The 8,583-nt window shown below is 68.0% G+C and carries 11 protein-coding genes and 1 pseudogene; 6 read left to right on the top strand and 6 right to left on the bottom strand.

Annotated features, from left to right (window positions below):
• Positions 1-468, top strand: a 468-nt coding sequence (locus WA965_RS05695; RefSeq protein WP_526447211.1) for a hypothetical protein, incomplete at its 5' end; no start/stop codon positions are given.
• On the opposite strand, the gene WA965_RS05690 is transcribed toward WA965_RS05695, so the two are convergent.
• From WA965_RS05690 to WA965_RS05680, 3 genes and pseudogenes are all read right to left on the bottom strand, one after another.
• Positions 408-1,046 (bottom strand): FMN-binding negative transcriptional regulator, encoded by a 639-nt coding sequence (locus WA965_RS05690; RefSeq protein WP_526299817.1) that lies wholly within the window; start codon positions 1,044-1,046, stop codon positions 408-410. The genes WA965_RS05695 and WA965_RS05690 overlap by 61 nt on opposite strands.
• A 23-nt stretch (positions 1,047-1,069) precedes the next feature.
• Positions 1,070-2,278: pseudogene (locus tag WA965_RS05685) on the bottom strand (MFS transporter).
• Between the two features lie 144 nt (positions 2,279-2,422).
• Positions 2,423-2,737: a hypothetical protein gene (locus WA965_RS05680; RefSeq protein ID WP_526299815.1), complete on the bottom strand. Its 315-nt coding sequence runs from the start codon at positions 2,735-2,737 to the stop codon at positions 2,423-2,425.
• 47 nt (positions 2,738-2,784) lie between these two features.
• On the opposite strand from WA965_RS05680, the gene WA965_RS05675 reads away from it, so the two are divergent.
• The 4 genes from WA965_RS05675 to mmpH all read left to right on the top strand — a co-directional run bounded on the left by WA965_RS05675 (position 2,785) and on the right by mmpH (position 6,468).
• Positions 2,785-3,240 (top strand): PPOX class F420-dependent oxidoreductase, encoded by a 456-nt coding sequence (locus WA965_RS05675; RefSeq protein WP_526299813.1) that lies wholly within the window; start codon positions 2,785-2,787, stop codon positions 3,238-3,240.
• Between the two features lie 216 nt (positions 3,241-3,456).
• A complete protein-coding gene (gene manT, locus WA965_RS05670) occupies positions 3,457-4,692 on the top strand; it encodes an MMP alpha-(1->4)-mannosyltransferase (RefSeq protein WP_526299811.1) in 1,236 nt (411 codons plus the stop codon).
• A complete protein-coding gene (locus tag WA965_RS05665; protein ID WP_526299809.1) occupies positions 4,686-5,411 on the top strand; it encodes a class I SAM-dependent methyltransferase in 726 nt (241 codons plus the stop codon). The genes manT and WA965_RS05665 overlap by 7 nt, the downstream gene beginning before the upstream one ends.
• Positions 5,404-6,468, top strand: a complete 1,065-nt coding sequence (gene mmpH / locus WA965_RS05660; protein WP_526299807.1) for an MMP endo-(1,4)-3-O-methyl-alpha-D-mannosidase — start codon at positions 5,404-5,406, stop codon at positions 6,466-6,468. The genes WA965_RS05665 and mmpH overlap by 8 nt, the downstream gene beginning before the upstream one ends.
• On the opposite strand, the gene WA965_RS05655 is transcribed toward mmpH, so the two are convergent.
• Positions 6,465-7,190, bottom strand: coding sequence for a class I SAM-dependent methyltransferase (locus WA965_RS05655; protein ID WP_526447209.1), 726 nt, complete (start codon positions 7,188-7,190; stop codon positions 6,465-6,467). The genes mmpH and WA965_RS05655 overlap by 4 nt on opposite strands.
• A 53-nt stretch (positions 7,191-7,243) precedes the next feature.
• Here WA965_RS05655 and WA965_RS05650 point away from each other — a divergent pair, with 53 nt between their 5' ends.
• A complete protein-coding gene (locus WA965_RS05650) occupies positions 7,244-7,813 on the top strand; it encodes a TetR/AcrR family transcriptional regulator (protein ID WP_526299803.1) in 570 nt (189 codons plus the stop codon).
• 3 nt (positions 7,814-7,816) lie between these two features.
• Here WA965_RS05650 and WA965_RS05645 read toward each other — a convergent pair whose 3' ends face one another.
• Together WA965_RS05645 and WA965_RS05640 are read right to left on the bottom strand one after the other, a co-directional pair.
• Positions 7,817-8,398 carry a TetR/AcrR family transcriptional regulator gene (locus tag WA965_RS05645; RefSeq protein ID WP_526299801.1) on the bottom strand — a complete coding sequence of 194 codons (582 nt, stop codon included), beginning with the start codon at positions 8,396-8,398 and terminating at the stop codon, positions 7,817-7,819.
• Positions 8,395-8,583, bottom strand: a 189-nt coding sequence (locus WA965_RS05640; protein WP_526447207.1) for a hypothetical protein, incomplete at its 5' end; no start/stop codon positions are given. The genes WA965_RS05640 and WA965_RS05645, both read right to left, overlap by 4 nt.

The following is an 8,583-nucleotide window of genomic DNA, read 5'->3' as shown; positions in this document are numbered from 1 at the left end:
CTGCTGGACCCCGGATACCGGTCGGGGCTCTCGGGTGGCGACGCCGGCCGCGCCTGGTTCTCCGCGGAGCAGCTCCGGGTGCACTCGATGGTGAACCGGGTGTGGCCCCGCGCGCTGGGAACCACACCCCTGGGCATGGCTCGCGCGCTGAATGTCCAGTCGGGAGGTGTCGGGGTGCGCTACCGGTGGCGGCTGTGGTGGGGCCGGCGCGACCAGTTGGCCGACGTCCTCGCCGCGGTCGGGTCGCGGCGTCCGGTGCCGATGTTGATCGGCAGCTGCATCCCAAGGCACTGGGTGCTGATCGTGGACGCCTCCGACGAACAGTTGCACTGCTACGAACCGTCCTCGGGGGAGGTGCGCAGCGTCGGGATCGACGCGGTCCGGTGGGCCAGGCTCAGCGGGCTGGGCTACCCGAGGCCGTTCGCGTTCGTGGTGCCCGAGTCCGAGACACGTTCTGCCACAGCATGATCGGTAGGTGAATCGGAATCGCGCAGACCGGCCACCACGCCGTCGCGGTTGCGTTCGGGTTGGTTCTGGGACATCTTCGCTTTGCCCTGCACCGACGTGATCGTCAGCTCGATGCCGACGATGGCCTTCAGCTGGCCGTCGATGTAGGTCTCCGGGGCGTCGGTGACCTGCCAGGGCTCGGGCCGGTTCTGCTCGTGGTGATCGGTCAGCTGCGTGACCAGAGCGCGAAGCCAGTTGGGATCGTCGTGCGCGACGAGGTGGCCGTGAACGATGAGGACGTCGTAGTTCCACGTCGGCACCACCCTGCCGGTCTCCTGTTTGGTGGCGTAGAAGCCTGGTGAGATGTAGGCGTGCGGACCGGGGAAGATCGCGACCGAGTCGCCGCCGGTCGCCTGCCAGTGCCGATTGGCGCGGGCGACGTGCCCGATCAGCGAGTGGCGATCGGGGTCGTAGAGAAGCGGCAGCGGAGTGACCAGCAGCCCGTCGGCGGTGTGGGTGACGAGATGGGCGAACCCCGCCCGGGTGAGTGCCTCGCGGGTGTCGGCGTCCGACAGTGCGAACTTCGGCGGGATGTACATGGTCGATCCAGCCTAGAACCCTGCTACGGCGCGGATTCCGTCCCGGTGGCAACCGCAGGCTGCGTGTCCACGGTCCAGTCGGGCGGCGCCTTCAGGCTCGCGAGGAGCAGACTGCTGGCGCCCATCAGGATCATGGTGAGGATCAGGAAATTCGAGTAGCCGCCGAAGTGATCGGAGGTGGCGCCGGCGGCCAGCGGACCGAACGCGGTGCCGAGCGACAGCGCCGCGACCAACCCGCCGAACAGGCCGCCGAAGTTCTTGAGGCCGAAGTATCGCGAGGCGAGGTAGGCGATGACATCGACCTCGGCTCCCAGGGTCAGGCCGAACAGTGCGGCCGCGGCGGTCTGGCTCACCGGGTTGCCGCCGTCGAACAGCAGCAGGGCGCTGCCCACGATCGGCACCAGGTACGCGCACGCACCGACGAAGCGACCCGAGAACCGGTCCAGCAGCACCCCGATGCCGAGACGGCCGATGATCGAGAAGACGCCGACCAGTGAGGCGGCACCCGCTGCGGCGAGCGGCTCGGCGCCCGCGTCGCGCAGAATCGGCACCAGATGCACCACCACACCCAGCGTGGTGAAGGCGAACAGGCCGGCAGCGGCCAGAAGTTTGTAGAACGTCGCCGACCTCAGACCGTCACGGAGCGTGAGCCCGGGCAGGTCGGCCGCCGCGGGCACCTGGATCGTCTGGCTGCGGACGGGCGCAGCTGTTCTGTCGTCCTGTGCGCCGCGGAAGAAGAACCCGACGGCGACGAGGACGAGCAGACCCCACAGCACCCCGAGGCCGAGAAATGCCCCGCGCCAACCCCATTCGCCGATGAACACGGTGGCCAGTGGCGGGAACACCGCGGCTGCCAGTGACCCCCCGGACAGCGTCACCGCGAAGGCGAGCCCGCGCGATGTCTCGAATCGGCTGGCGACCGCCGAGGTCCACACGGTGGTCTGCACCCAGAAGGAGGCGAAGGCCAACAGCGCCCACAGCATGATCTAGTTGGCCATCGAACCCGTCGCGGTGGCCAACAGCGCGAAGGCCGCGGCCATGAGCGTCACGCCGACCAGGCCCACCCGTCTCGGACCCAATCGGTCGACGGTCAACCCGATGGGCACCGCCGCGGCGGCGGCGGCCATGCCGACGATCGTCAGTCCTACCGAGGCTTCGGCGCGGCTCCAACCGAACTCGTTCTGCAGCGGTTCCATGAACACGCCCAGGCAGTAGACGTGGATGACGCCCATCGAATACCCGAGGCCGGCTGCAAACGGCACCGAGCCATATCGCCGCCATTCGGCGGCTCCCGCACTCCCGATTCCGGCCATGGCACTCCCTTGACAGTGTTGGGCCAGATTGTAAAGACAGGGATGCGGTGGGTGAGCGTTCGGTCAGGCCGACTTCGGTTCGACCGCTCCTTCTGCTTCGCTGATGCGTCGGTGCGCTTCGCCGACGGAGATGCGTAATCGGCGGGCCAAGACGTCGGCCCACGGCGCGCCGGCGAACTCGATCGGGGCCGGACCGGCGACGAGTGCGCCGAGGAGACGACGCTGTAGGGCGGCCACCGTCTTCTCCATCGCGTCGAGTCGGATCAGCACCGCGCGCTGATCTCTCGGGGACAGGGTGTGAACCGGCAGGGCTGCAAGCGCCTGCCAGGCCGCGTCCGCGGCGTTGAGGGCGGTCAGTATGTCATCGTTCGAACTCATGTTCGACAGCCTACGGACGAGGTCCGACACGTCGATACATTGGAGACATGGCCCGAAAGCTCGCCACGGCCGACGTGGTCACCCTGCCCGAACTGCTCGACTTCGTCCGGCCGCGGCACCACATGGTGCTGACGACCTTCCGGGCCGGCGAATCACTGCAGAGTTCGCCGGTGACGGGCGGGGTCGACGGCGAGGGGCGCATCGTCGTCGCGACGTACCCGCAGCGCGCGAAGTCGGCCAACATCCGGCGTCGGCCGCGCGCGAGCGTCGTGGTTCTGTCCGACGAATTCGACGGCCCTTATGTGCAGATCGACGGCCACGCCGAGGTGATCGATCTGCCGGACGCCGTGGAGGGTCTCGTCGAGTACTTCCGGTCGGTGGCCGGCGAGCATCCGAACTGGGAGGAGTACCGGCAGGCGATGATCGACCAACGGAAATGCCTGATCAGAGTCACTCCGCAACGGTGGGGACCGGTGGCGACGGGCGGGTTTCCACCGCAATAAGCCAGGGTGGGCGGGAAGGGCTGGGCAGGACGCCCGACGGCGTCTGTGGTAGTCAGAGCTAGCGGTCGCGTTGCGTCAGCTAGCACGTCAAACTATAGTCTGGACACATGTCCAGAAGGGTCCGGGTTACTTGCTGCACACGATTCGACCAGCTCAGGGCGGCTATTGTTCCTGGATCACCGCGCCTGCGCGCCGTCCAGGGCATGTGAGCTGACCATGCGCATCGCCTTACTGTCCTACCGGAGCAAGACCCACTGCGGGGGCCAGGGCGTCTACGTCCGGCACCTGAGCCGAGGCCTTGTCGAACTCGGCCACGACGTCGAGGTCTTCTCCGGGCAGCCCTACCCCGAGGGCCTCGATCCGCGGGTGCGCCTGACCAAAGTGCCCAGCCTCGATCTCTACCGGGAGCCGGACCCGTTCCGCATCCCGATGCCCAACGAGATCAAGACCCGCATCGACCTGCAGGAGCTTTTCGCCACCTGGACCGCTGCCTTCCCGGAACCCAAGACCTTCAGCCTGCGTGCCGCGCGGCTACTGGCCGAGCGCCGCGACGACTTCGATGTGGTGCACGACAACCAGTGCCTGGGCACCGGTCTGCTGTCCATCGCTCGATCGGGTCTGCCGGTGGTCGCCACGGTCCACCACCCCATCACCCGCGACCGGGTCCTGGACGTGGCCGCGGCCAAGTGGTGGCGCAAGCCGCTGGTGCGCCGGTGGTATGGCTTCGCGGAGATGCAGAAGACGGTCGCCCGGCTGATCCCCGAGTTGGTCACCGTGTCCTCGACATCGGCCGCCGACATTGCCGAGGATTTTGCCGTCAGCGCCGACCAACTCCACGTCGTACCGCTCGGGGTGGACACCGAACTGTTCCAACCGTCACCGCACCGGGTGCGCAACCGGATCATCGCCATCGCCAGCGCCGACGTCCCGCTCAAGGGTGTCAGCCACCTGCTGCACGCGGTGGCGCGGCTGCGCATCGAACGTGATCTCGAGTTGCAGCTCGTCGCCAAACTGGAACCCAACGGCCCGACCGAGAAGCTCATCGCCGAACTCGGCATCTCCGACATCGTGCACAGCTCCAGCGGGTTGAGCGATTCGGAGCTGGCGAGTCTGCTGGCCTCTGCCGAAGTCGCCTGCATTCCGTCGCTGTACGAGGGCTTCTCGCTGCCGGCCGTGGAGGCGATGGCCAGCGGCACCCCCATCGTCGCCAGCCGGGCGGGCGCGCTGCCCGAGGTGGTCGGCGCCGACGGTGAATGCGCGCGGCTGGTCAAGCCTGCCGACGTGAACGAACTGACGAATGTGCTTGGCGAACTGCTCGATTCACCGATCGAGCTGCGCAGACTCGGTGACAACGGACGACGCCGCGCTCTCGACGTCTTCAGTTGGGAATCCGTCGCCGCGCAGACCGTGGCCGTGTACGAGCGGGCCTGCGAAAGGGTTGCACGATGCTGACTGTGGACTTCGACCGACTTGGAGTCGGCGCCGGAACCAAGGTCATCGACGTCGGTTGTGGCGCGGGACGGCACACTTTCGAAGCCTTCCGACGAGGTGCCGACGTGGTCGGATTCGACCAGAGCGCATCGGATCTCAACGACGTCGACGAGATCCTGCAGGCGATGAAGGAGCAGGGGGAGGCGCCCGCATCGGCCAGAGGTGAGGCCGTCAAGGGTGATGCTCTGGAGTTGCCCTACGGCGACGGCACTTTCGACTGCGTCATCGCCTCGGAGATCCTCGAACATGTTCCCGCCGACGACCGAGCGATCGCCGAGTTGGTGCGAGTCCTCAAACCCGGTGGTGCCCTGGCGATCACGGTGCCACGTTGGCTTCCCGAGCGGATCTGCTGGGCGCTTTCGGACTCCTACCACGCCAACGAGGGCGGGCATATCCGCATCTACCGCGCCGACGAGTTGCGCGACAAGGTCGTCGCCCACGGCCTGGAGTTGACCCACACCGAACACGCGCACGCCCTGCACTCGCCGTTCTGGTGGCTCAAATGTGCTGTCGGAACAGAGAAGTCAGACAATCCGGCGGTTGCTGCCTACCACAAGTTGCTGGTCTGGGACATGATGAGTCGGCCGTGGCTGACACGCACCGCCGAGTCGGCGCTGAACCCGCTGATCGGCAAGAGTGTGGCACTCTATTTCCGCAAGGCCGATGTCGCCGATGGCTGAGATCCCCAGCGTGCCTGGTGTGTTCACCGCTGACCAGTGTCTGCAGACGGCGGAGTCGATCGCCGCGACGCAGGAACAGAGCGGGGCGATCCCGTGGTCCGACGGTGGCCACACCGACCCGTGGGATCACATCGAGAACGCGATGGCGCTGACCGCCGCAGGACTGCTCGGCCCGGCCCGGGCAGCCTTCGAGTGGTCGCGCCGGACGCAGCGACCCGACGGAACCTGGCCGATTCAGCTACGCGACGGCGTGGTCGAGGATCCCAACAGCGACAGCAACTTCTGCGCCTACATCGCCACCGGCGTCTGGCACCACGTCCTGGTGACCGATGACCGGCGGTTCGCCGAGGCGATGTGGCCCGTGGTCGCCAAAGCCATCGACTTCGTTCTCGAACTCCAGGGCAGCACGGGCGAGATCGCCTGGGCGCGAAGCCCTGCCGGTATCGCCGACGAAGCACTTCTGACCGGTTGCGCGAGCATTCACCACAGCATCCGATGCGCGCTGGCGCTGGCCGACTACATCGGCGTACCGCAGCCGGAATGGGAGGTGGCGGTCGGGCGTCTCGGTCACGCGATCGCTCACCACCCCGAGGTGTTCGTCACCAAGGACCGGTGGTCGATGGAGTGGTACTACCCGGTGCTCGGCGGGGCGTTGCGCGGGTCGCAGGCCCAGGCGCGCATCGACGACCGCTGGGACGACTTCGTCGTCGAGGGTCTGGGAATCCGCTGTGTCGACGACCGCCCGTGGGTCACCGGGGCCGAAACCTGTGAGCTGGTGCTGGCTCTGGAGGCTCTCGGCGACCGGGAGCGGGCGCACCAACAGTTCTCGGCCATGCATCACCTGCGGGAGGATGACGGCTCCTACTGGACGGGTCTGGTCTACTCCGACGGCAAGCGCTGGCCGGTGGAGCGCACCACCTGGACGGGTGCCGCGGTGATCCTCGCCGCCGACGCGTTGTCGTCCACCACGCCCGGCTGCGGCATCTTCCGCGGTGCGGATCTGCCGAGAGGCCTTGAGGGCGAATATGATTGCGAGTGCGCAACCAGCGAGCGCTAGGCGCCGCCGAGCGCTCCCGCGTGTCCTGCCACCCGCTCGAGCACACGCATGGAACCGGTGGCGCGAATCTCACGGAACTCGCCGGTATCCAGCGCCCGACGGTAGATGAGGTACGGCGCGCGACCGCCGTCGGCCGGATCGGGAAAGACGTCGTGGATGATCAACGCGCCACCGACGTCGACCCACCGGGCCCAGCCGTCGAAGTCGCGGTTGGCCGCCTCCTCGGTGTGACCGCCGTCGATGAACAACAGCCGCAACGGAGTTCGCCAGCCCCGGGCCACCACGGGGGACCGTCCGACGATGGCGACGACGTGGTCGTCGAGCCCGGCGGCGTCGAGGGTGTGCCGCATCGTCGGCAGCGTGTCGAACAGGCCGGTGACGGGGTCGACCATCGTCGTGTCGTGGTACTCCCACCCTGCCTGGTGTTCCTCGGACCCGTGATGGTGATCAACGGTGTAGACCAGCCCGCCGGTCTGCTTGGCGGCAGCGCCCAGCATCACCGTCGACTTGCCGCAGTAGGTGCCGATCTCCACACCGATGCCGTCGCCCAGATAGCCGACGGCAGTGTCGTACAGCGCGCGGCCCTCATCCGCCGGCATGAAGCCGATGACGCCTTCGGCGAGGCCGAACAGGGCGGCGGCGGCCGGTGGCAGTGCGGTGCCGCTCTCGGATTGACGGCCCGCCACGGTATCGGATTGACGGCCCGCCGTCGTGTGGTTCATCCTGCCCAACTTACCGTTGCTGGCCCCTGCCAGTTGTAGTAGCGTCCGGACATGTGTCCGATCCGGCTCTGGAGTCGACTCGGCGCCGGTTGACGGCCAGACAGGCCGACACCGTGGACCGGTTGGGCCGAGCCGCCGTTGAGCTGCTCAGTCGTGAGGGATTCGCCGGTCTGACCGTGCGGCGGGTGGCCGCAGAGGCCGGCGTGGGAGCCGCCACGGCCTACACATATTTCTCGTCCAAGGAGCATCTGGTCGCCGAAGTCTTCTGGCGCCGTCTGGCCGGTTCGCCGTGCACTCCCCAGGACACCGGCGACCGGGCGGCCAAGGTGGTCCAGGTCCTCGGGCACATCTCGCTCCTGGTCGCCGACGAACCCGAGTTCGCCGGCGCTGTCACCACCGCGCTGCTGGGCCGGGACCCGGATGTCGAGGTGCTCAGACTCCGCATCGGACGCGACATCCGGGATCGACTCGCCACCGCGCTGGGGCCGGACACCGATCCCGACGTCATCGACTCGCTGGAGATGCTCTACTCCGGTGCGCTGGTGCGCGCGGGCATGGGCTACGCGTCGTATGCGGAGATCGCCCGGAAGCTGGAGAAGTCGGCGCGGCTGGTGCTGGGCTGACCTCTACCGAGGGCCGAGCATCGCCGTCCCGGCGGCGACGGCGGGTTCGACGATGCCGGCGATGTCACCGCCGTCTTCGACGAACAGCGCCGTCAGTTCGCGCAGCCCACCGAGAAGGATCAGGGCCATCGGCCGGGAGATCGGCGTCAGGTGTGCGCGTCGGAAACCCGGGCTGTCGGTGAGGGTGACGAGCATGTCGGTCAGGAGGTCCATGGCCTGGCGATGCAGCGGGCGGGCCACCGCGCCCAGTGCGGGAGCCTCGCGGATCCAGCTCAAGGTCACGGCGGGCCGCGCCCCGATGTGGTCGACGTATGCGCCGACCGCCTGGCGGATCTGCACCCGCCAGTCGGCTTCCCCGTCGACGGTCGCCTGGATGCCGGCGATCAGGTCGTCGTTGTTGCGGCGCAGCAGTTCGATCAGACAGTCCTCCTTGCTGGCGAACTGTTCGTAGAAGGTGCGCTTGGAGGTCCGGGCGTGGCGCACGATGTCGGCGACCGTGCTGTCCCGGTAGCCACGTTCGCCGATGGACGAGGCCAGGCCGTCGAGAAGGCGGTCGGCCGCCGGGGCGAGCACCGGAGTCGTCATGACCGCTCCTTCACCCTTGCGCCGTCGTGGTACCACCCGGTACCGTACCGGAGAAGTCTGCGGTACACCGTAGTACCACCGATCGACCGGGAGATTCCGATGAGCGAAGCCACGATCGTGACGCCGGCTCCAGCCGCCCCCACCGACCCCGCGGAAGCTGTCGCGCCGCCGCTGCCGGTCCGGTT

This window comes from Mycobacterium sp., assembly GCF_049683935.1.
Lineage (GTDB): Bacteria > Actinomycetota > Actinomycetes > Mycobacteriales > Mycobacteriaceae > Mycobacterium.
The sequence above is the reverse complement of the archived record's forward strand: the minus strand, read 5'-3'. Positions and strand labels throughout refer to the sequence as shown.